Below are 24,368 nucleotides of genomic sequence, written 5' to 3' on the forward strand. Positions count from 1 at the left end.
ATCAGTGCTCCCCCTGGTGGCGGAGGGTCACGACCGGGTCGGTCCGGCGCAGCGCGATCGTCGCGACGATCGCGAGCGGCAGGGCAGCGACCCCGGCGAGCAGCAGCGCCACCTGGCCGAGCGGCAGCTCCACGAGAACCGGCGGTACGGGCCTGGCGGCCTGGCCGGTGAGGACGACGAGCGGGACGACGGCCCGGGCCAGGACGGCGCCGATGCCGACGCCGACGAGCAGGCCGACGGCGATGAGGACGCCCTGCTCGGCGGCGATCAGCCGGGCGAGGCGGCGCTGCGGGGTGCCGAGCGCGCGCAGCACGCCGAACTCGGCGGAACGTTCCCGCATCGCGCCCGCCGAGCCGACGGCGAAGCCGACGGCGGCGAGCGCCGCGGCGGCCGCCGCGACCGCCATCAGGGCGGCGTTGGGACCCGCGCCGAGCGGGTCGCCGAGCAGCTCCGCGGCGGTCTCGTCGCGGACGACGACCTGCGCGGGGTCGGCGCTCGGACGGGCCCGCAGGGCGGCGGCGACCTCGTCGGACCTGCCGGGCGCGACGGTCAGCCACCACTCGGTGGCGGGCACGCTCGCGGTCTCGTCGGCCGCCAGGAACCGGTTGGCGGAGGTGAGGTCGACGAGGACCGCGCCGCCGGTCTCGGGGACGGTGACGGTCGCGGCGGCGGCCCGCGCACCGGGACCGGTGGTCGGCAGTTCCCTGACCACGCGCGCGACGGTGATACCGACGGACTTGCCGCCGAGGCTGATCTCCAGCTTGTCCCCGACCTTGGCCCCGGTCGCGGCGAGGTAGGACTCGGTGACGACGGCGGGCAGCGTGGCGGGCGCCTTCGGCCCGGGCGCGACGAGGTTCACCGTGTACTCCTCGGGGCCCCAGAGCTGGTCGCCCGCGAGCCTGCCGACGACCTCGTAGGAGACGGAGTACGGGGCCGGGGTGCCGCCGGGCCCCGCGGAGCCGGGGCCGCCGATCGTGGTGACGGGCACCTGCTCCTCCCCGTTCAGGGTCTGGTCGGCGGCGCGGGACCAGAGGGCGAGGACGTCCCCGGGGGCGTCGACGCGCGTGGTGCCGTCCCCGGAGACGGTGGTGAACCGCTCGACGCGCAGGGTGTGCTGACGGGTGGTGCCGTCGTCGACCGAGCCGATGACCTCCAGGCCGGTGAGCGTGAGCAGCCCGCCGGAGCCGCCCGCGGAGCCCGTACCGCCGGAGGTTCCGGTCTCGGCGGTCAGGTCGCCGAGGTCGAGCGTCAGCCGGTGGCCGCGCCGGTCGGACGGAAGGGCGCCGAGGACGCGCCGGTACGGGATGCCGTCCGGGTCCTCCAGGAGGGCCGTCACCCGGGCGTCCGGGGTGCGGGCCGGAGCGTCGGTGCGCAGGTCGATGTGGAGGGCCCGGGTGCCGGCGGGCAGCGGGAGCCCGGGGCGGGTGACGGCCTGGGGCGTCAGCGGGGCGAGGACCTCGGCCGCGGTCGGCGCCCCGGCCAGGTCGGGACGGATCAGCAGGCCGGCCCTGGCCTCGCGGGTGTCGACGGCGAGGACCGTCGCGTTCTTGCCGCCGACGTCGAGCGAGGCGCGGTGCACCGGGGCCACGGCCGTGACGCCCGGCACGGAGGCGAGGCGTTCGGTCTGCGTCGGCTCGCCCGGCCCGGCGGCCAGGACGCGGACGTCCGCGCCGGCCCGGAAGTCGGCCTGGTCGCGCTGCGAGCGTTCCCAGGAGGTGCTCTGCGCGATGGTCAGCATGCCCATCGCCACGGCGAGGACGAGGAGGAGGACGGGGCCCGCGCCGCGCAGCGGCCTGCGGCTGAACTGCCAGCCCGCGAGGGCCGCGGACAGGCCGCGCCCGCGCGAGGCGCGCCGCTCGGCCAGCTTGGCGGCGGGCGGCAGCAGGCGCAGCGTCAGGACGGTCCCGGCGAGCAGGGCCAGGGCGGGCGCGGCGACGAGCACCGGGTCGACGGAGTCCCCGCCGAGCGCGGCGCCGGTGGCGGACGGCCGCTGGAGCTGCCAGAACGCGACGCCCGCGATGACGAGGAGACCGATGTCGGCCCCGGCGCGCACGGGCGCGGGCAGCGTTCCCGACCGGCCCTTGCGCAGCGAGACGACGGACCCGTCTCCGGCGGCGAGCGCCGGGGCCACGACGGCGGCGGCGCAGCACAGCGCCACGCCCGCGGCGACCAGCCACACCTGGAGCGAGGGGCTCGTGTCGAGCCGTACGCCGAGGGAGGAGAGCGCGGACCGCTCGGCGAAGAGCCGGGTCAGCGGCCCCGTCAGGAGCGGGGCGGCGAGCGCGGCCGGCAGCGCGAGGAGCAGCGCCTCGGTGGCGGCCAGCCAGGCGATCCGGCGGCGCGAGCCGCCGCGGGCCCGCAGCAGCGCCGTCTCGCCGGAGCGCTCGGTGCTGAGCAGCCGGGCGACGAGCAGCAGCGCGTACGCGGCGAGCAGCACCAGCTGCACGGCGACGATGAGGACGGTGGAACGGGAGACGACCAGCGCCCGCCCGGTCTCGTCGAGCACGGTCGGGAGGGCGGTCGAGGCGCTGATCGTCGTCCCGAAGGCGGCGGTGTTCTCGGCGAGCGCCCGCGGCACCTCCGTGGACGAGGCGCGCAGGGCGTCCATCCGGTCGGTCGTGACGCCGCGGAAGTCGGGGTCGGCGAGCCACGCGGTGGTGCCGGTGCTCAGCGCCATCGCGGCGGGGACGGCCGGGTCGACGAGGAGCGGGCCGTACGTGGTGAAGGCGACGGTCCGGATGCCGCGTCCGCCGGCCGGGTCGAGCTGCCAGTACGGGTCACGGGTGTCGCGGGGCCGGTAGACGCCGGTGATCCGGGTCCGTACCTCCCCGTCGGCGAGCCGGTCGTCGAGGGTGAGGACGGTCCCGGGCCCGATCTTCAGGCGCCGGGCGGCTTCCTCGGGGATCGCGGACTCGACCACGCCGCCGGGCCGCGCCGCCGAGGGCCAGGCGCCCTTGACGAGGGAGAGGCGGTCGCGGTCGAACGCGGCGAAGTGCGTCAGGTCGGGGTCGCCCTTGCGGGCCGCGGGCGGCTGGAGGCTCCGCGGCAGCGCGTACGGCCCCGAGCGCTCCACGCGCCGGACGGTCACGGGCAGCCCGTCGAAGGTCCTGCCCGCCGCCTCGCGCACGGCCTCGTCGGCGCTCGTCCGCTTCGCGGCGTCGACCTGTCCGGTCACGACGAGCGAGGCGGCGGCGGAGGAACGGCCCTGGAGCACGGCCTGGAGCGCCGCGTCCCCGATGGACGTCGAGAAGGCGGCGAGCGTGGCCAGCACGGTCGTCGTCAGCAGGACGGCGAGCAGTGCGGCGGCGAGCAGCAGCCGGTGCGCCCTGACGCGCAGGAATACGAACCCCGTCACCCATCCCCCTGGAACCCCGAAAGTTCCTTGGATGCTTTCAGAGGGCACCCGTCGCTGGAAACCGCTTGCGGACCGACCTTGATGGGATCGTGACCGTTATTTGGCGTCGCAGCTCCGGAATGTGTCGCTCCAGGGGTGATCCGGAGAGAAAACCCCGAGCGTCAGCCGGCGGTGTTCACCATCGAGGCCGCCGCGTACGTCAGGTACCGCCACAGCTCCGCCTCGTGCTCCGGCGCGAGCGCGAGCTCGTCCAGGGCGACGCGCATGTGACCCAGCCAGGCGTCGTGCGCGGCCTGGTCGACGACGAAGGGCGCGTGGCGCATCCGCAACCGCGGGTGGCCGCGGTGGTCGCTGTACGTGTGGGGGCCGCCCCAGTACTGCATGAGGAAGAGGGCGAAGCGCTCCTCCGCCGGACCGAGGTCCTCCTCGGGGTACATCGGACGCAGCAGCGGGTCCTCCGCGACGCCCTCGTAGAAGCGCCGGACCAGGCGGCGAAACGTCTCCTCGCCGCCGACCTGCTCGTAGAAGGTCCGCTCCTGCACCGTTTCCCCGGGAATCTCGTTCACCGTTCCATCGTCTCAGATGACCCGGCCGAGGACCGGAGGCTTAGGACCGCCCGTACCGCCCGTACCGCCCGTACCGCCCGTACCGCCTGCCCGACCGCTCGCCCCCGGGCTGCTGCTGCTCGCCGTCCGCGACGGGACCCACGCGGAGGGGCCGGTTCCTCGACACCCCGGCGTACTTCGTGGCGCTGCGGGGCGCCGCCGCCCGCCTCCCGCGCCACGGCCCGGGCGGGGACGAGCGCTTCGCCTTCCTGAGCGGGCTCGTCGACGGGACCCTGGACAGGCGCGAAGCGCTCTCGCTCTGGCTGCGCGAGGGCAGACCGGAGCGGGAGCGCTTCGGGGTCACGGTCAGCGGCGACCGGCAGTGGGCCTGGCTCGACGACCCCGGAGGTCCGCACGCCTGGCCCCTGCCCGCCTGAGAACCGTCAGCCGCGGCGGATCGTGATCGTCGTCCACGCGCCGACGTGCACCCGGTCGCCCTCCTGGAGCTGGACCGGGACGTACGGCTGGATCGGCTCCTCGCCGCCGTTGATGGTGGTGCCGTTGGTGGAGTTCTGGTCCACCACCGCCCACGAACCGTCCGGCTGCCGCACGAGCACGGCGTGCTGGTGCGAGACGCCCGGGTCCTCCGGCGGCACCGACAGGTCGATGTCGGGGGACTCCCCGGTGGAGTGCCGGCGACGGCCGATGGAGACCTGGGTGCCCTGGAGCGGCAGGTGCTTCGCCGGCGAGTACGCGGGCAGGTTGAGGCCCGAGGCCTCGGGCCCGCTGCGGTGCATCATCGCCATGAAGTACTCGCGGTCGGGAGCGATCACTGCGGTCCAGCCCGCCGGCGGCTGCGGCGGCTGGAACTGCTGCTGAGGCGGCTGCTGCACGGGCGCGCCCTGGTGCGGCGGCTGGTGCTGCTGCGCGGGCGGTGCCTGGTGCGGGGCCTGGTGTGCCGCCGGGTGCGGAGCCTGCGGCGGCGCCTGGTGCGCGGGCGGCTGCGGGGGCTGCGGCTGCGAGGGCGGCGACAGCACCCAGTCGTCGTCCGCGCGCGGCTCGGGCCGCGGCGGCGCGGGCGGCGGCGGGGCCTGGACCGGGGCGGCCTGCGGCGGCGCCTGGAGGAACGCGGGCGGAGCCGTCGGCTGCTGCTGCGACGGCGGCTGCGGGGGCTGCTGCATCGGCGGCTGCTGTACGGGCGGGGCCGGCGGCTGCTGCATCGGCGGACGCTGCGGCGGGGCCTGGTGGTGCGTCGGCTCGGCGCCCAGGGGCTCGGCCGGACGGTTCACCTGCGAGGGCCGCGAGCCCTGGTAGCCGAAGGGGTCGGGCTGCTGCGCCGGGGGCGCGGGGGGCGGCGGCGGGGACTGGAAGCCGGGCGGCAGGTTCAGACCCGGCGGCGGGCCGGAGTGCTGCGGCGGCGGGGCCAGCGGCGTGTACGAGGTCGCCGTGTTCGTGAGGAAGTTCCAGCGGCACTCCTCGCAGAACGGCGCCATGTGCTCGCGCGGCGTACGGCACTGCGGGCAGAGCTCCGCCTGGGCGGTCGCGTTCGGGTCCCCACCGGGCCCGAAGCCGCCACCGGGGCCACCGGGGCCACCGGGGCCACCGGGGCCACCGGGGCCACCGGGGCCGGGACCCGGGTATCCGTACGCGGGCGGCGGCGGGGGAGGCGGCGGCACGGCACCCGCAGGCGCGCCCGCCCCGGCCATGCGATGGCCGCAGACCTCGCACCAGTCGTCGGAGACCGACTGGTGTCCGTTCGGGCAGGTCGGCATGTCGGTGCTTCCCCCTCTCGTCGTCGTCCGGCCCGGCGGGCCGGGCTACCTCTTGACGCGAACGGTCTTGGTGGAGCGGGTTTCGAGTGTCATCTCGTCCGCTTCCGCGACCTTCGCCTTCAAACGCACAGTACCTGTCGCCGCGTCGACGACGTCGACCACCTTCGAAAGCAGTTTCGCCGTATCCGCGTTGCCGGAGGCCGCCGCGAGCTGCACCGCGCGGCCCAGTTTGGCCGTCGCGCCGTCCCGGTCGCCCGATTTGCGGGCGTCCAGGCCCTGCTGGATGACGTCCGCGAGCTCCGCCTGCCCCGTGTAGTGCGCGACCTGCGGGTTGATCGAGGTCGACATCGCGAGGTCGTCCGTCCACACGGCCCGTACCAGCCCTTGGGACAGCGGCCGGGGGTCGCCGCCCGCCGGGTCGGGAGCGAGGAGGGATACCCGGGCGGCGAGCATCTCCTGCCCCACCGAGGCCTGCGGGACGCGCACGCTCACGTGGTAGTCGCGGGACTCGTCGCCCCACGAACCCGTCGGGTAGTCACCGGCGCGCGGCCCGGCCTCCGTGCGCCGGTCCGTCAGGTCCTCGACCGTCGGCGCCACCTGCTTCACGAAACCGATCTCGACCCCGACCGGCGTCCACAGGCGCAGCATGACGTCCGCCACGCCCTTGCCCATCGTGCGCTCCATCATCGCCGTGAAGTCGGCGGCGAGCCCGGACGGGTCGGCGACGATGTCGGCGGTGCCGAGGAGCGCCGAGGCGATCCCGGTGACCTCCTTGACCTCCCAGTCGGTGCCCACGCCGCGCGCGTCGCAGGTGAACCGTCCGGCGCAGGCGTCGAGCGCGGCCCGCAGCTCCTCCGGGGTCTCGTGCTCGTTGCGCCCGTCGGTGAGCAGGACGCCGTGCCGGATGGCGAGGTCCGCGGAGGAGAGCAGCCGGTCGGCGAGCCGCAGCCAGGTGCCGATCGCCGTGCCGCCGCCCGCGCTCAGCCCCCGCAGCGCCCCCTTGGCCTGGGCCCGGGTCTGCTCGTCGGCCACGGCGAGGCGGCCGTTGCCGGGGTAGACCTCGCGGGCGACGTGCGTGCCGGCGACGACGGCGAAGCGGGTGCCGTCGCGGAGGGTGTCGATGGCGGCGGCGGTCGCCTCGCGGGCGCCGCGCATCTTGGTGGCGGGGTAGTCCATCGAACCGGAGCAGTCGACCATGAGCACGACACCGGCGGAACCGCCCGCGCCCCCCGGGCCGCCCGCTCCGTCCACGAAGCCGCCGCCGGTGCCGCCGCCGGTCGAGGTGACCGTGACGATCGCGCTGACGTCCCGGCCGCCCTCGGGCAGGAACTCGTTCTGGTAGACGTCCACGGAGAACCGCGGCACGGTCGGCTTGGAGAAGTTCGCCATCTGTTTCGGCTCCTCGGACGGCAGTGCGGCAGGGACAAACGGGGAGGGGAAGGGTGACCGGCGACCGCTCTCAGGCGGAGCCTGCCCCTTCGGGGGTGAAGGTGAACGGGAGCAGCGCGACCGTGACGTTGTCGTGGCCTCCGCCGTCCAGGGCGTGGCCGACGAGGGCCTGCGCGCCGTGCAGCGGTCGGTCCGCCGCGTCGGGCGGGAGGACCCCGGCCATGTCCTCTGCGCTCTCGGCGTAGTTCCAGAGGCCGTCGGTGCAGACCACGACGACGCCGGAGCGGTCGGGCTTGAACGAGGCGGTGTGCGGGTCGAGTTCGTACGCGTCCGCGCCGAGCCAGCCGGTGATCGCGTGGGCGCGCTCGTCCGCGTACGCCTCCGCCTCGTTCATCAGCCCCGCGGCGACCATCTGGGCCGCCCACGAGTCGTCCTCGGTGAGCCGGGCGGGGCGGGCGGAGCGGTCGTCGGGGACCCAGTACACGCGGCTGTCGCCGATCCAGCCGACGACGAGCAGGCCGTCGGCGACGACCGAGCCGACGATGGTGCAGGCCGGGGAGTTGCGGTGCGGGTCGTGCTCGGCGCCGTCCCGACCGGGCTCCTCGGCAAGGGCGTTGACGGCCTCGGACGCGGCGACGATCGCCTCGTGCATCGCCTGCTGCGGGTGGATGCCCCGGGGCAGCGCGGCGAGCAGCGTGTCACCGGCCGCCCGCGCGGCGGCGGCGGAGGCCTCGTCGGGGCGGGTCGCCGAGGAGACGCCGTCGCAGACGATGGCGAGGGCGGCGGGGGAGCCGTCGGGGAGCGTGGTCGTCGAGACGGCGAACGCGTCCTCGTTGCGGTGGTGGCGCAGGCCCCGGTCGCTCACGGCGGCGACCGCGTCGAGCTCCCGCTCCATGTGGTCCCGCTCGCGGGGCTGGGCGTGTCCGCAGTTCTCGCAGTAGCCGTCGGTGTCGACCCGCCCGGCCCGGCAGGCGACGCACACGGTACTTCCGGGGGCGGTCGGGGCGGCGAGGGCGGACGCCGTGGGCGTCGCCGGTGCCTGCGGCTGGACCTGTGCCTGCGCCTGTGCCGGTTCCGCTCGTACGGCCGTACGGGGATCGGGCGCGGCCAGCTCGAAGTCACCGGAGGCCGCACCACCGGAGGCCGTACCAGAGGCGGGCGCGCCGGCGGCGGGCGCGCCGGCCGTGCGGCCTCGGTCCGTGCGGACCGCCGTCGTCGGCAGGTCGCGGCCGCCCGAGTCGGTGCCCGGCAGGTCGCCGGGGTGCTGGGTCGCCGTCGACAGCGAACCGGGCTCCCTGGCGGGGGCGTCCGGCCAGACCACGGGCGTGGCGATCGGCACGGTCGGGCGGTCGGGGCCGGCCTCCGCCGGGACGGCCGACAGGTCGTGGCCGCACGCCCCGCAGAAACGGTCACCCGAGTCCACCGGCTCCGCGCAGCCGGGGCAGGTGGCGAGACCGTGCGACGGCGTCGGCCGCGGGTGGTTCCTGGGGTCTTGGGACATCCTCACACCCACGTCCGGGGACGGAAGCGGTTGGCCCGCTCCACCAGTTCGATCCTCTCCTCGCCCCGCTGCGCGAGCCGGGCGAGCACCCGGTACGAGCGTTCGAGGCCGAAGCGCAGTCCGCGCTCGTCCAGTCTGCTCCCGAGCAGCAGCGCACCGCCGCCCGGTGCCGCGCCGGGACTACCGGAGAGTACCCAGTCGAGCGCCGTCCCGAGCACCTCCGTCGACAGCTGCTCCCGCCGGACCGCGTCGAGGCCGAAGCCCTGGAGCGCGGACACCTGCGCGGCGGCGGCGGTCAGTTCGGCGCCGAGCGGTTCGCTCGCGGGGCGCCGCCGCAGCCGCGCGCGCACGGACGCGACCCGCGCCGCCGTGTAGTGGATCGAGGCCTCCGGCACGGACTCCAGGGTCCGTACGGCCCCGGCGCGGTCACCCGTCGCGAGCTGCACCCGGGCGAGCCCGAAGGCCGCGCTGACGAAGCCCGGGTCGGTCGCCCACACCAGGCGGTAGTACTCCGCCGCGTTGTCCAGCTGGCCGAGGACCTCGGCGCAGACGCCGAGCGCCAGCTTCGGCGCGGGCTCGCCGGGGAAGGCGTCGTAGACCGCGTCGAAGGCCAGGGCCGCCTGCTCGTGGTCCCCGGTCACCAGCGAGGCGACGCCCCGGTACCAGACCACCCGCCAGTCGTCCGGGTCCCGCTCCTCCAGCGAGGCGAGCGTCGTCACGGCGGTGGGCAGGTCGCCCAGCTCCAGGTGGGCCCGCAGGGTGGCGAGTCGGAGCTCGGCCGAGGGCGCGGGCGCGGCGGCGAGCGCCCCGAGCAGCTCGGAGGGCGCGGCGGCCAGGAGACCGGCGAGGAAACCGGCGTTGGGGTCGGCCGCGTCGACGCGCGGCACGGGAAGCGCGAGCGCGGTGGCGGGGACGTCGAGCGGTGCGAGCAGCCACCCGAGGCCGTGGCCGAGTCCCTGCGGAGGCAGGGCCGCCGACGGGAGCGCGCCCCGGCCCTTCCGCCGGTCCTTCCGGGCGCCGAGCAGCGAGACGTCCTCGGTCAGCTCGGCGAAGAGCGCGGTGTCCGTCACCCGGACCTCGGTGCCGAAGAGCGTCGACAGCGCGGGCCGCGGCCGCCCCGACTGGAGCGCCACGACCTCGCGCAGCACGCCCGTCAGCTGCTCCGCCATCTCCTGCGCGGAGGCGAACCGCCGTGCCGGGTCCGGGTCGGTGGCGCGGACGAGGAAGCGGTAGAACGACTCGTACGTCCGCAGGACCTCGATGTGCTCCGGCTCGGGCAGCGAGTCCACGAAGACGTTCGTGTAGCCCTGGAAGTCGAAGGTCATCACGGCGAGCGTGCGCGCCACCGTGTACAGGTCGCTGGCGACCGACGGGCCGACCTCGGCCACCTCGGGCGCCTGGTAGCCGACGGTGCCGTAGATGGCCGACTCCTCGTCGTCCATCCGCCGGACCGCGCCCATGTCGATGAGCTTCAGCTGGTCCTCGGTCTGTATGGCGTTGTCGACCTTGAAGTCGCAGTACAGCAGGTTCCTGCTGTGCAGGTGGCCGAGCGCCTCCAGGGCCTCGATCCCGTACGCGCAGGCCTGCTCGACCGGCAGCGGGTCGCGCCGCCCGTCGGGGGTGCGCCGCTCGTTGGCGATCTCCTTGAGCGACTTGCCGCCGACGTACTCCATGACGATGTAGCCGTCCATGGAGCCGGTGCGCTGGTCGAGGTGCTCGACGAAGTTGTAGATCCGGACGATGTTCGAGTGCTCGATCTCCGCGAGGAAGCGGCGCTCGGAGATGGCCGCGGCCATCGCGTCCTGGTCGCCGGTGTCGAGCAGGCCCTTCAGCACCACCCACCGGTCGGAGACGGCCCGGTCGACGGCGAGGTAGACCCAGCCGAGACCGCCGTGCGCGAGGCAGCCCGCGACCTCGTACTGGCCGTGGACGATGTCCCCGCCGCGCAGCTTCGGCACGAAGGAGTACGGGTGTCCGCACGAGGTGCAGAAGCCCTCCGTGCGCCCCGGCCGGTCGCCGCGCGAACGGCCCACCGGCGCGCCGCAGTCGGAGCGGGAGCAGAAACGCTTCCGCTCGGGAACCTCGGGGTTCTTCATCACCGCGCCGCGCGGATCCGGACGGGGAACCTCCGGAATCGTCACCAGGCCCGCGCCCAGCCGGTTGCGCGCCGACTGCCCGGACGACGCGCCCGAGCTGCGCACCGACACCGAACGCGCCCCGGTGCGCCCGGAGAGCGAACGCGAGAGCCGCCCCGAGACCGAACGCCGGGACGACGAGGAGCGCGACGAAGCACGCGACGAGGCCCGCGAGGAGCTCCGCGCGGAACTCGAATCCCGCCCGCCGGTGCCGACGCCGGACCCGACACCGGACCCGAACCCGGACACCTGGCCGGAGTCCGTCCCCGTGTTCTTCCCGGGCACGGCCACGCCGGTGCGCGTCGAGCCGATCAGCCCGCCGGGTGCGACGACCGGGGCGAGCCCGCAGGTGTCGCAGTACAGCTCGCCGCCTCCCATGTCCTCGTACGATCCCTCGCACGAAGGCCGCTGACAGCTCCCCACGCCCGTCTCCCCGCTCACCACTGTCGTCCTCCGGCATCTCTCGGGCCGGACAGTACGTCCGCCGCGGCCCGCTGGTAGCGCAGCACGGCCTGCTCGGCGGCCCGCAGGTCGCAGGGCGCGCTCCACAGCATCCGGCGCGCCGTGTCGTAGCGCTCGATGAGCAGCGGGTCCTCCGCCGCCCCCAGCCGCGCGACCTTCGCCTTGTACGCGTCGAGCCGGCCGCGCAGCTCGGCCCGGACCGCCAGCGGCGCCGTGACCGCCGTCAGCGACTCCCTGGCCCGAGCCAACTCGTCGTCCGCCTCCTGCTCCAGGGAGTCCAGGAGCGGGGAGAGCCGGTGCCAGCGCGCGTGCCTGCGGTACTCGGCGGCGGCGGCCAGCCGCTCGTGCAGCGCGGTCGGCGGACCGCTCACCACCGGCACCTCGGACGCGGCGATCTTCGCCAGGACCTCGCCGCGTGCGGACCGCGCCTCGGCGAGCGTCCGGTCCGCCCTGACCAGCACGTCGCGGACCCGCAGCAGCCGGTCCTCGGAGTCCTGCCGGACCGCCAGGACCGCCTCGATCTCCCGCCGGATGTCCTCCAGGGCCAGGGCCGCACGGTCGTACCGCGCGGTGTCGGGACGGCCCCCGCCGGGCGCCGAACTGCCCACCGCCGGCTGCCAGAAGGCGAGCGGGTCGCTCACCACCTGGGAGCGCAGCGCGGCCAGCTCGGCCGAGATCTCCTCCAGCTCGTCCCCGGCCGGATGCTCCCCGGGCCGCACGCCGACCGCGTGCGCCAGCGTCCGCGTCCGGCCGAGCTCGGCCGCGAGCAGGTCTATCCGGGCCGGCAGCGCCGACCAGACGGCGTCGGCGGTGACGACCACGTCGAGCGAGGACGCGTACAGCTCGTTCATCCGCCGCACCAGACCGTCCAGGGAGAACCGCTCGGAGAGCAGCCCCTGTTCACCCGCGCCGCCCGCGACCACGACGCTCTCGCCGCGCAGCCGCTCGGTGAGCTCCACGAGCTCGTCCCGGCCGGGCCAGCGGCGCCGCGCCCGCACCTCGCGGGCCTCGCGGAGCGCGTCCGTGTAGACGTCGAAGCAGGTCCAGAGCAGGGTGATGGTCCGCTCGGCCGTCGCCCAGCGGTCCCGGGTGACACCGGTCAACGCGGCTCCTTCGAGCAGCCGGCGGCCCGCGTGGTCCTGGAGCGCGAGGAGCGAGTCCTCGACCGCCTTGTGCTCGGCGTCGAGCCGCCCCAGCGCACGGTCCACCTCGTCCCGGTCCATCACCGGATCAGGAGGTCCCGTGACGCCCATCGATCACCTCTTCCGCCGCGTGTACAGGGACTGCTCACTTGTAGAGGGGAGCCGGCGGCCCGGATATCCCGGGCAGGTCCGCCTGGAGCCAGTGCTTGTACGCGTCCTGCCAGGGGCCCTTCCGGTAGTCCACCAGGACCTTGTTGACCCGGCGGACGAGGTCGTCGTTGCCGAGCTTGGCGGCCACACCGTAGTACTCCGTGGTGAACGGCCTGCCCTTGAGCTCGACCGCCGGGTCCTGCGCCGCCTGGCCGGCCGCGAGCGCGTTGTCCGTGACGACCGCGTCGACCTCGCCGAGCTGGAGTCTGACCAGGCAGTCCAGCTGGTTGGGCACGGTCAGCAGGTCCTTGTCCGCCTTGGTGCCGTCGCCCTCGTCCTTGAAGACCGCGCCGAACGAGTTCGCCTCCAGCGCCTCGTACGCCGTGGAACCCTCGGCCGTGCAGACCCGCTTGCCGCTCAGCGAGGAGTCGTACCCCGTGATCGACTCGGACAGCTTCGGCGCCAGGACCTGCTGCCCGGCCTGGAAGTAGGCCGTGGAGAAGGCGACCTGCTGGATCCGCTTGCAGTTGATCGTCATCGTGCGCACGACGAGGTCGACCTTGCCGCTGTTCAGGGCGGCGATCCGCTGGTTCGTCGGGATCGTACGGAAGATCACGGCATCGGAGTCGCCCAGGATGTCCTGCGCGATGGCCCGGGCCAGGTCGATGTCGAAGCCTTCGAGCGTGCCCTTCTCCGGGTTCCGGTAACCCCAGCGGTAGCTGGACTGGTCGACGCCGACGACCAGCTTGCCCCGTGCCTTGATCGCCGCGATCGAGGGCCCGTCAGCCGACGAGGGCTGGAGGGACGCCTCCGGGTTCTCGCAGGTGTCGGCCTTCGCGTCGGTCCCGACCTGGACCCGTCCGCCGACGCCGGCCGGTCCGGTCCCGGCGCCGTTCCCGTCCGGGCCGAGGGGCAGCAGGACGAGCGAGGCGGTGACCCCGCAGGCCACGGCCATCGCGGCGACCCCGCCCCAGCCCCGCAGCCGCCGCGCGGCCCGCCGGACCAGCGGGTCCGTGCGCTCCGTGCGCCCGGTGAGCTCCGCCCTGCTCGCGTTCACGGCGCTCTCGGTGTGTTCCGTGCGCTCCGTGGTCTCCGGCATCCCGCCCCCCTTCACCGGTACTCCGACAGTCTGCGGTTGACGCCGAGCACGGCTCCCGCCGCGCCCAGGATCCCGAGCGCCGCCGCCCCCAGCGGCAGCGCCGTCAGCGCACCCCGCGCGTCCTCCGCGGACCGGGTGAACTCGGTCTGCTCGTGCGCCAGCGCCCTTTCGAGCGCCGCGTCGACCTGGTCGAAGGACTGGCCGGTCGACTCCTTCGAGCCGATGACCCGGCCCAGCGCGCCCTCGAAGTTGCCCGACTCGTCCTCGGCGCGGGCCGCCTTGTGGCGCTTCTGCCACTCGCCCGTCCGCGAGGCCGCCTCGTCCACCGGGCCGCGCCCGGCGTCGTCGTCGGCGTGCTCCCGCGCCGTCGCGAGCGCCGACGTCAGGGCCTTCATGCTCGCGGTGTACTCGGCCTCGTACTTGTCGTTCTTGCCGTCCTCGGTGAGGACCGCGCCCCGGGCGACCAGGGTGAGGTTCTCGTTGGCGCGCGCAGTGAGCGAGCTGATCCTGGCCTGGTTGAGGACCTGGAGCGAGTCCTGTCCGTCCTCCCGCGCCGTGTTCAGCTCCGCACGCGCGAGGCTGTGCGAGGCGAGCAGCCAGACCAGGACCGCGAGCGACGCGGCCGTGGCCGCGAGCAGCCCCTTGTTGAACACCCGGTGCGTCCGGGCGTAGTCGCGGCGCTGCGCCCACGCGAGCACCCCGAGGACGAGCACCCCCAGCGCGATCGACGGGAACGGCCAGGAACGGGCGGAGTCGTCGTCCTGGTGGAGGCGCGCGGTCTCCGCCGCGTACAGCCGCTCGGCGGCCGGCAGCAGCTCGGTGGTCATCGTCTGGCTCGCGTACCGCAGGTAGGCGCCGCCGAGCGGCAGCCCCTGCCGGTTGGCGGCCCGGGCGCGCTCTATGAGGCCCGTGTAGCGCGGCAGCTGCTCGTTGAGCGTGGCGATCTCGCGGGCCGACTCGCTCGAACCGTCGGTGTTGGCCGCGGCCTTGACCAGCAGGCGGGCCGCGGTCGCGATGTCCTTCCGATACCGCTCGCGGGACTCCTCGGGCTCCAGGGCGCCCGCGAGGAAGCCGCTCGCGGCCGTCGTGTCCGCGTCCGCCAGCGAGCGGTAGACCGCGGCGGCGTCGGCGCTCAGCGGCTGGCTGCGGCTCACCACGTCGTCTGCGGCGGACTCGCGCCCGGACACCTCGAAGGCGGTGACGGCCCCGAACGCGACGACCAGCAGCGCCAGGACGGCACCGAGGATCCGGAGCCGGCCCGGCTCCGTCGTCGCGGTCTCCTTGAGCCGCTCCCGGCCCACGGCCCAGGCCCCGCCCCCCGCGGGTGGACCAGCGGCGGGCGCGGCGGACGGCTGCGCCGGCACCTGGCCCGGGTGGGCCGGCGCGGGCGCCGTGGCCTGCGGCGCCGCCGGTGCGGCGGACGCGCTCGGCGGGTGTGTCACGTGACCTCCCCCTGGGTCGCTGACGTCGGTCCGTCCGGCGAGCAGTATGGCCGCCACGGGCCCGTCCGCACACCGAAAATGACGCGATCTTGTCCCTATCGTGCCTCATGCCCCCGGCACATCCGCGGGCGATCCCCCTCACCATGAATACGTCCCCCGGCCGACGCCGGTTCCTGACCGGGGGTCGCTCGAACAGGTGAACATGGCGAGAGGGACCCCTCGCCCCCCCCGCAGGCCCCTCGCCCCCCCGCAGGCCCCTCGCCCCCGCAGGCCCCTCGCCCCGCGTACGCCCCTCGCCCCCCCCCCGCACCCTTCGCCCCCCCGCAGGACCCCTTCAGCCCGCGTACGCCTCCCGCAGCCGCGCCCCCGCCTCCGCCGGGGCGCCCGCCTCGTCCAGGGCGAGCAGCCCCGCCCCCAGGACCGGTGGGGCCGTGACGAACCGGATCGTCGCCCTCGGCGCCCGGACGCCGAGGAGTTCGACGATTCGCCCCTCCAACTGCGGGTGCCGGGCGGCGAGTACGCTGCCGCCGAGCACCACCGGCGCCTCCTCGCCGAGCAGTTCGAGCCGCCCGAGCGCCACCGTCGACAGCGCGACGACCTCCTCCGCGAGCCGGTGCACGAGCCCGAGCGCGACCGGGTCGTCCGCCGCCGCCACCCGGAACAGCACCGGCGCCAGCTCGTACCGCCGCTCGTGCGCGATCCGGCCCAGGTGCAGCGCCTCGATCAGCTCGGCCATCGTCCCCAGGCCGAAGTGCGCGGGCAGCGCCCGCGCGAGCTCCGTCGGCCCGCCGCGCCCGTCCTCGGCCCGCGCCGCGTGCCAGAGCGCCTCCTCGGAGAGCCCGCCGCCCCCGCCCCAGTCCCCGGAGAGCTTCCCCAGCGCCGCGAACCGCGCGGTCCGCCCGTCGGGGGCCATCCCGGCGCAGTTGATCCCGGCCCCGCACACCACCGCGACCCCGCGCGGCTCGTCGAGCCCGGCCCGCAGCAGCGCGAAGGTGTCGTTGTGCACCCGTACGGAGGGGGCCCAGCCCCGCGCATCGATCGCGAGGCGCAACCCCTCCTCCTCCACCGGCAGATCGGCGTTGGCGAGACAGGCCGTGACATGGGAGAGGCCGGGTTCCCCGGACCCGCCGGCCGCCTCCCACGCCCGCCCGGCGATCTCCGCCAGCCGGTCGACCGCCGCTTCCACCCCCACCACCTGCGGCTGGAACCCGCCGCCCCGCGCCGACCCGAGGACGGCCCCGTCCGGGGACAGCACCACGACATCGGTCTTGCTGTTCCCCGCGTCGATCGCGAGCAGCGCCCCGGCCGGGCCGGCGTTCACGCCCACGCCAGGTGCTCCCGGTTGTGCGCGATCAGCCGGTCCGTGAGCCCCTCGGCGTACGCGTACTGTCCGACCAGCGGGTGCGCGAGGAGCGCCTTGAACACCCGGTCCCGGCCCCCGCGCAGCGCCGCGTCGAGCGCCAGGATCTCGTACGCCGTGACGTTCGCGATCAGCCCCGCGTACAGCGGGTCGACCGGCGCCACCGGCAGCGGCACCGCGCCGTCGGGGCCCACCTCCGCCTGCGTCTCGATGACGGCGTCGTCCGGCAGGAACGGCAGCGTGCCGTTGTTGTACGTGTTCACCACCTGGTACGGAGAACCCCCGCCGCCGAGGAGCGAGGCCGCCAGGTCCACCGCCGCCTCCGAGTAGAAGGCGCCGCCCCGCCTGCCGAGCAGCGCGGGCTTCTCGTCGAGCGCCGGGTCCCCGTACATCTCCAGGAGCTCCCGCTCCATCGCCGCGACCTCGGCGGCCCGCGAGGGCTTGCTGCCGAGCTCGCGCACCACCTCGTCGTGCGCGTAGAAGTACCGCAGGTAGTACGAGGGGACGACGCCGAAGCGGTCCATGACCAGGCGCGGCAGGTGGAGGTCGGTGGCGATGGTGTCGCCGTGCTCCGCGAGCAGGCGCGGCAGCACGTCCTCGCCCCCGGGCCCGCCGAGCCGTACGCCCGTCTCCCAGGTCAGGTGGTTGAGCCCGACGTGGTCGAGGTGGACCTCGGCGGGGGCCACGTCGAGGAGCCTCGCGAACTTCCGCTGGAAGCCGATGGCCACGTTGCACAGGCCGACGGCCTTGTGCCCGGCCCGCAGCAGCGCGCGCGTGACGATGCCGACGGGGTTGGTGAAGTCGATGATCCAGGCGTCCGGGTTGGCACGGCGGACCCGCTCGGCGATGTCCAGGACGACGGGGACCGTGCGGAGCGCCTTGGCGAGACCGCCCGCGCCGGTGGTCTCCTGGCCGACGCAGCCGCACTCCAGGGGCCAGGTCTCGTCCTGGTTCCTGGCCGCCTGCCCGCCGACGCGGAGCTGGAGGAGCACGGCGTCGGCGCCCTCCACCCCGGCGTCCAGGTCGCTCGTGGTGACGATCCGCCCGTCGTGGCCCTGCTTGGCGAAGATCCGCCGGGCGAGCCCGCCGACGAGGTCGAGCCGCTCGGCGGCCGGGTCGACGAGGACGAGTTCGGTGACGGGGAGGGTGTCGCGCAGCCGCGCGAACCCGTCGATCAGCTCGGGGGTGTAGGTGGATCCGCCCCCGACGACAGCGAGCTTCATGACGAGTGCCAGCCCTTCTCTCAGGTTCGGCGCGAGGTGTCGAAGACCTCGTCGCGAGTACGGGTGAGGGCGCTTTCGAGAGCGCCCCGCAGGACGGGCCGCCGGGGTACGGCGGAGAGCACGAGCTCCGGCGTGGAGGCCGCGAGGTCGGCGAGTTCGGCACGCACGCGCGTGCGGAGCGGCTCGCCGCCGGCGAGGAGGACGTCCCCGGCGAGGACGATCAGCTCGGGGTCGAGCACGGCGACGAGCGAGGCGAGCCCGGTCGCGACCCGCTCGGCGTACCGGTCGAGCAGCTCGGCGTACCGGGCGTCGCCCTCGTGGTGCTCGGCCGCCGCGCTCAGCAGCCCGGTCGCCACGTCCACGGCGGGCACCCGGACCACGCCGCTCGTGTCGGCAGGCACCGCAGGCGTCCCGGTCACGGAGGGAACGGCGACGCCCGCCGCCCGCGCGAGCGCCGGTACCGCGTGGGCGCCCGCCAGTTCCTGGTAGCCGCCGGAGTTGGCCTCGGTGACCCGGCGGGTCAGGGGAGTGCCGGGGACGGGCAGGAAGCCGACCTCGCCGGCGCCGCCGGTGAATCCCCTGTGCAGCCGGCCGCCGAGGACGAGCGCGGCGCCGATGCCCTCCTCGTTCCACAGCAGTGCGAAGTCCTCGTGACCCCGCGCGGCCCCCGCGCGCTGCTCCGCGACGGCGGCGAGGTTGACGTCGTTCTCGTACGCGAAGGGCATCGGCAGCGCGGCGGCGAGCTCCTCCCGGAGGGTGGGGGAGTGCCAGCCGGGCAGGTGGGCGGCGTACCGCAGCAGGCCGGTCGCCGGGTCGAAGGCGCCGGGGGTGGCGATCACCAGGTGGCGTACGTCCCCGAGGGCGATCCCGGCGGTCCGCGCGGCGCCGTCGAGGGCCTCGGTCACCTGCCGGACCGGGTCGGCACCGGGCGGTGAGCCGCGGAGCTCGTACTCGCCGACGACCGTGCCCGTGACGTCGGCGACGGCGGCGAGGACGCGGTGCTGGTTCACGTCGAGCCCGGCGGCGTACGCGGCCCGTCCGTTCACCTCGTACAACCGGGCGCCGGGCCCCGGCCCGCCCGTCGAGGTGCCGCTCGCGACGACGAGCCCGGCGGCTTCGAGTCGGGCGAGGAGCTGGGAGGCGGTCGGCTTGGAGAGGCCGGTGAGCTCGCCGACGCTGGTCCGTGAGAGCGGACCGTGGGCGAGGAGGAGATCGAGGGCCGCGCGGTCGTTCATCGCCCGCAGCACGCGCGGGGTGCCGGGGACGGACATGGGGCGCACCTGCCTTCCAAGACTGTAAGGAAAGTTTCCTATCAGTTTGCGCGCAGGGTCAAGCCCCGGGCAGGGTCAGGACCCCGGGAACGCCGGACGCCCCCGACGAGGAACGTCGGGGGCGTCGGGGGCGTCGGGACGGCCGACCGGCCGGCCGCTACTTCGACATGTCCGTCCTCGGCAGCGGCGTCGCCGCCGCGGACTGCGGCGAGGTCGCCGAGGCGAAGGCCGACGGCGCCGCCATGCCCGCCGTCGGGTCCGCCGGGGGCTCCTCGGCCTGCGCCGGGAGCCCGCCCACGATCCGGATGCCGGCCGCGTCCAGGCCGAGCTTGATCCGCCAGCGCAGTTCGCGCTCCACTCCCAGCGCCTTGCCCGGCATGGTCTTCGCGGAGACCCGGACGGTCATCGAGTCGAGCAGCACCTCGTTCAGGCCGAGGATCTCGACCGGGCCCCACAGGCGCTCGTTCCACGGCTCTTCCTTCGCCATGGCCTCGGCCACCTCGGCGATCACCGACCGCACCCGCTCCAGGTCCTCCGTCGGACGGACGGTCACGTCGACGGCGGCCGTCGCCCAGCCCTGGCTCAGGTTCCCTATGCGCTTGATCTCGCCGTTGCGGACGTACCAGATCTCGCCGTCGACGCCCCGGAGCTTCGTCACGCGCAGCCCCACCTCGACGACCTCGCCGGAGGCCACCCCCGCGTCGACCGAGTCTCCGACGCCGTACTGGTCCTCCAGGATCATGAAGACGCCGGACAGGAAGTCCGTGACGAGGTTCCGGGCGCCGAAGCCGATCGCGACACCGGCCACACCGGCCGAGGCGAGCAGCGGCGCCAGGTCGATCTTGAACGCGCCGAGGATCATCAGCCCGGCCGTGCCCAGGATCAGGAAGGACGTCACCGACCTGAGCACCGAGCCGATGGCCTCGGAGCGCTGCCGCCGCCGCTCGGCGTTGACCAGGAGACCGCCGAGGGCCGTCCCCTCCACCGCCTGCGCCGAGCGGTTCATCCGGTCGATCAGCTTGGTCAGGGCCCGGCGCACGGCCCAGCGCAGCACGAGCGCCACGACGATGATCAGCAGAATGCGCAGGCCGGTGTTCAGCCAGGTGGACCAGTTCTGCTCCACCCAGCTCGCCGCGTTGCCGGCCTGCTCCGCGGCCTCGTCCAGGGTCACCGGGATTTGTTCGGGATCGGTGGCAGCCGCCAGGGCGGTCCAGGACACGGGGAAACCTCCAGGCATCGCGTACGCAGGCCATCCACACTAACGGGGCGTCGGATGTCCGTCGGCCGCGCTTCCGTTGCGGTGTTCGAGGGAGAGACCGGTCCCACCTGGGCAAGTAGAGGGAGAGATGGAGATGCCGATGTGGTCGAGAACACCCCGTGACCCCTCACTCCGATCGCGGAACGTGGTGGCGCGTCGACCGGGCATGAGGAGAAACTGAGAGCAGTTCGTCCCGGCGCGAGCCACGCGCCGCCGGCGCCATTGGAGGCATCCGTGCCGCATGTCCTGGTCCTCAACGCGTCGTACGAGCCGCTCGGCGTCGTACCGCTCCGCCGCGCACTCGTCCTCGTCCTGGAGAACAAGGCTCTCTGCATCGAGGAATCCGGCGCCTTCCTGCACAGCGAGACCCAAGTCGTCCCCGCGCCCAGCGTGGTGCGACTGAAGCGCTTCGTGCGGGTCCCCTACCGGGGGCCCGTTCCCTTGACCCGCAGAGCCCTCTTCGCCCGTGACGGCGGGCGCTGCGCCTACTGCGGGGCCGTCGCCACCAGCGTCGACCACGTCGTGCCGCGCAGCCGCGGGGGCACGCACGCCTGGGACAACGTGGTGGCGGCCTGCCGCCGCTGCAACCACGTCAAGGCGGACCGGCACCTGCGCGAGATCGGCTGGCGGCTGCGCCACCAACCGGCCCCGCCGACCGGCCTGGCCTGGCGGATCATCGGGACCGGACACCGGGACCCCCGCTGGCTGCCCTACCTCCAGCCGTACGGTGCCGAGGACGTGATGGCCCGGATCGACTCCGTCGCGGACGCCCCTGTGGGGGCGCTGACGACGGGTTGAGCCGGGCCTTTCGCGTAGCCGGGCACCCGTCTCTCACGGGGTGCCCGGCGTCTCCGCCCCGTCCCGCTCCGCCCCGTCCCGCTCCGGCGCGTTCTCCTCCGGCACGCGCGACTCCGGTGTGTCCTTCGCGTCGTTCTTCGGTGTGCCCTTCCCGGGCGTGCTCTTCCCCGGCGGGGGCTCCACCGGCGCCACCGCGTAGGTCTCCACCGACCAGAGGGAGTAGCCGTACCGCGTCGCCCGCGCCTCGCCCTGCACCCGCAGGAAGCGCGTGTCCGCCGCGTCCATGCGGACCGTCTCGCGCCCGCCCCGCCCGTCCGCGACGGTCGCCGCCGTGCGCCAGACGCGGCCGTCGGCCGAGACCTGGATGCGGTAGCGGGAGGCGTACGCGTCCTGCCAGTGCAGCACCACCCGGCCTATCCGCGCGGGCTCGGCCAGCTCCACCTGCCACCACGCCCCGTCCTCCGCGGGCGAGGACCACCGGGTCGTCGCGTCCCCGTCCACGGCCGAAGCGGCGGGGAAGTCCGGCGTCTCGTCGCCCGAGGAGGAGGCCGTCGCCCCGCGCGCGAGGTCGGGGCCCGAGGTCCGGGGGAACGCCCGCACGGTCAGGACCCGCTCCTCGCCCGCGAAGGAGACCGGAACGCGGTACGAGCCCGCGGGCACGGCCGTGCCCACCGACACCTCCAGGGGGACCGTCGTCCGCGCGCCGCGCTCGACGACGGCCTGCCCGGGAAGCCGGACCGCGATCCCCTTCGGGGGCTTCGCCGTCAGCGGCCCGCGCACCTCGCCCGCCCGCAGACCCGTCAGCTCGACGTCCACCCGCTGGGCGGCGCCGCCGATCTCGGCGTCCGTCTCCGACCGGGACAGGCCGACCCCGGCCCGCGGCCCGTCCGCGAACCACGGCACCAGCGAGCGCACCTCGGGGGCGGGCCCGTCGCCGCTCCACACGACCCGCAGCGCGTCCGCGCGCAGGCCCTTCGGGGCGGTCTTCTGCGTCCAGCCGGAGGCCGACAGGGGGCCGAGCGACCGCCACCCCTCCCCGGGGACGTACGCCTCCACGCGCGCGTCCCCCGTGTTCCCGCCCGCCGGGTCGCCGTCCGGCTCGGCCATCACCGTCAGGGCCTCCACCGACCGTGGCCGGTCGAGGCGGACGGTGTACGCGTCGGGGGCGCGGTCCGCGCGGCCCGGCGGGGTCCTGTCGGCGCCGGTCCAGGCCGCCGACTCGGTCACCGCGCGCGTGAGGAACGGGTCCAGGACCCCCGCGCCGACCGTCACCGGACTCGCCGCCAGGGCCTCCCTGAGGTCTTCCAGGCGCAGTTGCGCCTGCCAGGCCGCCGCGCCGTCGCCGCGCGCCTGGGCGAGCAGCATGTCGACCGCCGTCTCGCCCGCGAGCCCGTACCGGGAGAGCTGGTCGAGCCAGGGACCCGTCTCGTCGTCGAGCGTGCCGCCCGCGGTCCCCGCGAGCCGCCCGGGGGCCTCGCGCATCGCCGTGAACGCCGCACGCAGCTCGCGCGCCGCCTTCTCCCGTACCGGCTCCTTCCGCGCGTCCTTCTCCCGTACCGCCTCGCCGGCGGTCGTGCGGGAGGACCAGAAGGCGGCCATGAGCGGCTTCAGGTAGGCCGACTCGCCCTTCGGGTCGAGGATCGAGGAGGCGTCGTTCGCCGCGAGCGCCCACAGCGCCTCGCGGGCGGCGGGGTCGGGACCCGCGAGGTCGTCGACGGCCGCCCGCCAGGACTCCTGGGGGCGGTAGCCCTTGGGGTTCCAGGCGTAGTCGGCCGCGGTGAAGAGCGGCACGCGGGAGGCGGCCGGCTGCTCCATGGCGTGGGCGAGGAAGGCGGCGGACCCGGCGGCCACCGCGGGGTCCCGGCCGGTGGACGGGCCGAGGAAGAGCCGGTCCTGCGCGTAGTCGTTGACGGGGTAGTTGTCCATGGTGACCAGCGGGCGGTGGCCCAGGGCCTCGCGCGCCCCGGCCAGTTCGCCGCCGGTGATCGTGCGGGGGACGGCCCCGACGCCCGTCCAGGCCACCCGCACGTCCGAGTCGAGCGCCTCGGCGAGCTTCGCGCGGTAGTCGGTCGCGCCGTCCTGGTAGTACTCCGTCGGCAGCACCGTCAGCGGCTCGGCGTCCGGGTGCGCCGCGGCCAGCCACCGGGAGACGGCGTTCGTCACGCGCGCGTGGGCGGTGGCCGCGGCCTCGGGGCCGCTCCCGAAGGCGTCGGCGTCCTTGTCGCAGTGCCACTCGTCGTACGAGGCGTCCTGGAACTGGAGCTGGAAGGCGCGCACGCCGAGCTCCCACATCGCGTCCAGCTTCCGGGTCAGCGCGGTCACGTCCTTGCCCGAGGCCAGGCACATGGACTGGGCGGGCGCCACGGCCCAGCCGAGCGTCACGTGGTTGGCCGCGGCCCGCTCGGCGAGCGCCCGGAACTCCGCCCGCTGCGCGGCCGGGTACGGGTCGCGCCACTGCGCCTGCCGGTACGGGTCGTCGCCGGGCGCGTACAGGTAGCGGTTCTGCTTGGTGCGGCCCAGGAAGTCGATCTGCGCGAGGCGCTGCTCGCCGGTCCAGGGGCTGCCGTAGAAGCCCTCCACGAGGCCGCGCTCGGCCGTGCCGGGCCAGTCGCGGACGACGACCCCGGGGACCTCGCGGCCGTCGCCGACGAGCTGACGCAGGGTCTGGACCGCGTGGAAGAGGCCGTCCTCGCCGACGCCGTCCAGGGCGACCGTGTCACGGCCCTGGAAGCGGCCTGTCGCGAGCCGGTAGCCGCCGCGGGGGAGATCGGTCCGCTCGGGCACCGCGAGGGCCGTCAGCGCCTCCTCGGCGGCCTCGCCGCGCGGCCCGGCCGCCCGGATCACGGGACCCGCGCCGGGAAGCCCCTCGTGGACGGTCCGCACCCCGGCGGCCGTGAGCAGCGCGCGGAGCGCGTCGAGGGCGTACGGGTCGGTGTCCTCGTCCGTGACCAGCGTGACCTCGTCCCCGAGGAGTACGGAGGGGCCGCGTCCGGCCAGTGACTGCGGGAGCGGCCGGACGGCCGGCGGGGGAGCGGACGCGGCCCGTCGCGATCCGTCGGCCACCGCGCGCGTGGCGGCCGGAGAAGCACCGGCCGGAGAAGCAGCGGCCGCGGAAGCACCGGCCGCGGAAGCACCGGCCCCTGAAGCACCGGCCCCTGAAGCGCCGGCCGGGGAAGTCGAGGCGCTCGGATCGGCTGCCGCAGCCGTCCCCGTGGCGGTCCCCGCAGTGGCCTCCGGGCCGGCCTTCGGGCCGGCGGCCGCCGTCGGCGCGTCGGCCGAGGGCGGGACCGGCGACGCGTGCACCGCGCCCGGGGCCGCGCCGCCGAGGAGCCCGCCGATCACGGCCGCGGCGACCGCCGTCGCCGTCCGCTTCCTGCGCCCGAGGTGCACGGGGACTCCCTTCGGCGGGTTGGTCACGAGTGGGTCACGACCCCACCACCCGTCCCGTGGAGGTGTCAATGCGGGT

The 24,368-nt window shown here is 75.3% G+C and carries 15 protein-coding genes and 1 pseudogene; 2 read left to right on the top strand and 14 right to left on the bottom strand.

Going from position 1 to position 24,368, the window contains the following annotated elements; all coding sequences use genetic code 11:
• Window position 1: 1 nt before the first annotated feature.
• Window positions 2-3,355 (bottom strand): ABC transporter permease, encoded by a 3,354-nt coding sequence (locus tag AB0G79_RS06885; protein ID WP_360801269.1) that lies wholly within the window; start codon window positions 3,353-3,355, stop codon window positions 2-4.
• 161 nt (window positions 3,356-3,516) lie between these two features.
• Window positions 3,517-3,921: a globin gene (locus tag AB0G79_RS06890; protein ID WP_360801272.1), complete on the bottom strand. Its 405-nt coding sequence runs from the start codon at window positions 3,919-3,921 to the stop codon at window positions 3,517-3,519.
• Between the two features lie 94 nt (window positions 3,922-4,015).
• On the opposite strand from AB0G79_RS06890, the pseudogene AB0G79_RS06895 reads away from it, so the two are divergent.
• Window positions 4,016-4,337 (top strand): annotated as a pseudogene (locus AB0G79_RS06895) (methyltransferase); the annotation flags it as partial.
• Window positions 4,338-4,343: 6 nt separating this feature from the next.
• On the opposite strand, the gene AB0G79_RS06900 reads toward AB0G79_RS06895, so the two are convergent.
• The 11 genes from AB0G79_RS06900 to AB0G79_RS06950 all read right to left on the bottom strand — a co-directional run bounded on the left by AB0G79_RS06900 (window position 4,344) and on the right by AB0G79_RS06950 (window position 20,065).
• Window positions 4,344-5,672, bottom strand: a complete 1,329-nt coding sequence (locus tag AB0G79_RS06900; protein ID WP_360801275.1) for an FHA domain-containing protein — start codon at window positions 5,670-5,672, stop codon at window positions 4,344-4,346.
• A 45-nt stretch (window positions 5,673-5,717) separates the two neighbouring features.
• Window positions 5,718-7,061, bottom strand: coding sequence for a VWA domain-containing protein (locus AB0G79_RS06905; RefSeq protein WP_360801278.1), 1,344 nt, complete (start codon window positions 7,059-7,061; stop codon window positions 5,718-5,720).
• A gap of 70 nt (window positions 7,062-7,131) precedes the next feature.
• Window positions 7,132-8,562 carry a PP2C family serine/threonine-protein phosphatase gene (locus AB0G79_RS06910; RefSeq protein ID WP_360801281.1) on the bottom strand — a complete coding sequence of 477 codons (1,431 nt, stop codon included), beginning with the start codon at window positions 8,560-8,562 and terminating at the stop codon, window positions 7,132-7,134.
• 2 nt (window positions 8,563-8,564) lie between these two features.
• Window positions 8,565-11,075 (bottom strand): tetratricopeptide repeat protein, encoded by a 2,511-nt coding sequence (locus tag AB0G79_RS06915; protein WP_360801284.1) that lies wholly within the window; start codon window positions 11,073-11,075, stop codon window positions 8,565-8,567.
• A 59-nt stretch (window positions 11,076-11,134) separates the two neighbouring features.
• On the bottom strand, window positions 11,135-12,412 hold the full coding sequence (locus AB0G79_RS06920) for a hypothetical protein (RefSeq protein WP_360801287.1): 1,278 nt from the start codon (window positions 12,410-12,412) through the stop codon (window positions 11,135-11,137).
• Window positions 12,413-12,446: 34 nt separating this feature from the next.
• Window positions 12,447-13,550 (bottom strand): glutamate ABC transporter substrate-binding protein, encoded by a 1,104-nt coding sequence (locus tag AB0G79_RS06925; RefSeq protein WP_360801289.1) that lies wholly within the window; start codon window positions 13,548-13,550, stop codon window positions 12,447-12,449.
• A gap of 11 nt (window positions 13,551-13,561) precedes the next feature.
• Entirely contained in the window at window positions 13,562-14,992 is a 1,431-nt protein-coding gene (locus AB0G79_RS06930) for a hypothetical protein (protein WP_360801292.1), read from the bottom strand.
• A gap of 334 nt (window positions 14,993-15,326) precedes the next feature.
• A complete protein-coding gene (locus tag AB0G79_RS06935) occupies window positions 15,327-16,319 on the bottom strand; it encodes a BadF/BadG/BcrA/BcrD ATPase family protein (RefSeq protein WP_360801295.1) in 993 nt (330 codons plus the stop codon).
• Window positions 16,310-17,575 (bottom strand): 6-phospho-beta-glucosidase, encoded by a 1,266-nt coding sequence (locus AB0G79_RS06940; RefSeq protein WP_360801298.1) that lies wholly within the window; start codon window positions 17,573-17,575, stop codon window positions 16,310-16,312. Before AB0G79_RS06940 ends, AB0G79_RS06935 begins: the two co-directional genes overlap by 10 nt.
• A gap of 20 nt (window positions 17,576-17,595) precedes the next feature.
• Complete coding sequence (locus AB0G79_RS06945; protein WP_360801301.1) at window positions 17,596-18,846, bottom strand: ROK family transcriptional regulator; 1,251 nt, start codon at window positions 18,844-18,846, stop codon at window positions 17,596-17,598.
• Window positions 18,847-19,003: 157 nt separating this feature from the next.
• Window positions 19,004-20,065 (bottom strand): mechanosensitive ion channel family protein, encoded by a 1,062-nt coding sequence (locus tag AB0G79_RS06950; RefSeq protein WP_360801304.1) that lies wholly within the window; start codon window positions 20,063-20,065, stop codon window positions 19,004-19,006.
• 273 nt (window positions 20,066-20,338) lie between these two features.
• Between AB0G79_RS06950 and AB0G79_RS06955 the strand changes: the two genes are divergently transcribed.
• Window positions 20,339-20,902 carry an HNH endonuclease gene (locus AB0G79_RS06955; RefSeq protein WP_360801307.1) on the top strand — a complete coding sequence of 188 codons (564 nt, stop codon included), beginning with the start codon at window positions 20,339-20,341 and terminating at the stop codon, window positions 20,900-20,902.
• A gap of 33 nt (window positions 20,903-20,935) precedes the next feature.
• Here AB0G79_RS06955 and AB0G79_RS06960 read toward each other — a convergent pair whose 3' ends face one another.
• Window positions 20,936-24,292: a beta-N-acetylglucosaminidase domain-containing protein gene (locus AB0G79_RS06960; RefSeq protein WP_360801310.1), complete on the bottom strand. Its 3,357-nt coding sequence runs from the start codon at window positions 24,290-24,292 to the stop codon at window positions 20,936-20,938.
• Between the last annotated feature and the right edge of the window lie 76 nt (window positions 24,293-24,368).

The organism is Streptomyces sp. NPDC020807 (assembly GCF_040641575.1).
GTDB lineage: Bacteria > Actinomycetota > Actinomycetes > Streptomycetales > Streptomycetaceae > Streptomyces.